Annotated in this window: 3 protein-coding genes; all 3 read right to left on the bottom strand. The window is 58.8% G+C overall.

All coding sequences use genetic code 11. The features are described 5' to 3' along the window. Nucleotides 1–334 (bottom strand): radical SAM protein (locus ACXJ5O_RS28010; RefSeq protein ID WP_457302765.1); only part of this gene is annotated, 334 nt, incomplete at its 3' end. After that, nucleotides 331–630, bottom strand: a complete 300-nt coding sequence (gene pqqD, locus ACXJ5O_RS28005; RefSeq protein ID WP_457302764.1) for a pyrroloquinoline quinone biosynthesis peptide chaperone PqqD — start codon at nucleotides 628–630, stop codon at nucleotides 331–333. The genes ACXJ5O_RS28010 and pqqD, both read right to left, overlap by 4 nt. Continuing rightward, on the bottom strand, nucleotides 627–1,058 hold a 432-nt coding region (locus ACXJ5O_RS28000; protein ID WP_457302763.1), incomplete at its 5' end, for a thiaminase II/PqqC family protein. The genes pqqD and ACXJ5O_RS28000, both read right to left, overlap by 4 nt.

Raw genomic sequence — 1,058 nt, 5'->3', positions numbered from 1 at the left:
GGATATGATCAAGCCCAGCCTCGRCCCAGGCCTCAATCCGGCCATCGGCGATGCCAACACCCGCCGTGATGAGATTGGTATAGACGCCGCGCCGCGCCAGACAGGCAATAAGTTCCCCGAGATCGGTGCGAAGCGTCGGCTCACCGCCGGAAAGATGTACCTGCAGAACGCCGAGGTCCGCCGCCTGCTCGAACAGCGAAAGCCAGGCTGCCGTATCCATTTCCCGGTTGGCTTTCAACAGCTCGACCGGATTGGAACAATAGGCGCACTGCAGCGGGCAGCGATGCGTCAATTCCGMCAGCATGCCGATCGGGGGTAGGACAGGTTCGTTCATAACGTCACCAGAAACTTGTCGGACCATTCCTGCAGAAAGCCGGTTACATCCGGCGCGATCTCGGCTTCATCCGCTGCATACTGGTCCGCCAGCAATGAAATCATCAGCGCAACGCTGTGGCGGCCGTTACACAGCCTCAAGATATCGAGGCTCACTTCATTCGGCCAGAACACCCGTTCCGGCGACAGCAGCGCCCATGCCTCGCGCACCGTATCATACTGCAGCCGCGCATGAGACTTTAATATGGGTCGCGATTGCATGGAAACAACCGCACGGACGCGACTTGCCCCAGTCATGCCGCCTCCGGATCGAAAGCGCCGGGCGGGATAATGCCCCTTTCGCCGTAGGCATGAGCTAGCGCATCAAGCATTGCCCAGAGGATATCACATTTGAAAATGAGCGCGTCGATGACGGCCTGCTGCTTTTCCGGCGTATCGGCATGTTTCATCACATAGGCCAGGGCGAAATCGGAATCACGTGACGCCTGCGTCGGCCGCTTGTCGAAATAGGCCAGGATATCCGGCGTCACATAATCATATTTCGCCAGCATGGCCGGAACGCGCTCGTTGATAATAACTGGCGAGAATAGCTCTGTCAGCGACGAGGCCACGGCCTCAAGCAGCGTGCGGTTGGTGCAGAAGGAAAGATAGGCGCCAACGGCAAATCGCGTGCCCGGCAACGCCAGCTTTTCGCTTTTGACCTCATCTGCATCGAGGCCAAGGCC

The sequence above is a fragment of the Phyllobacterium sp. P5_D12 genome, assembly GCF_054049495.1.
This window is presented reverse-complemented; position numbering and strand designations above follow the sequence as displayed.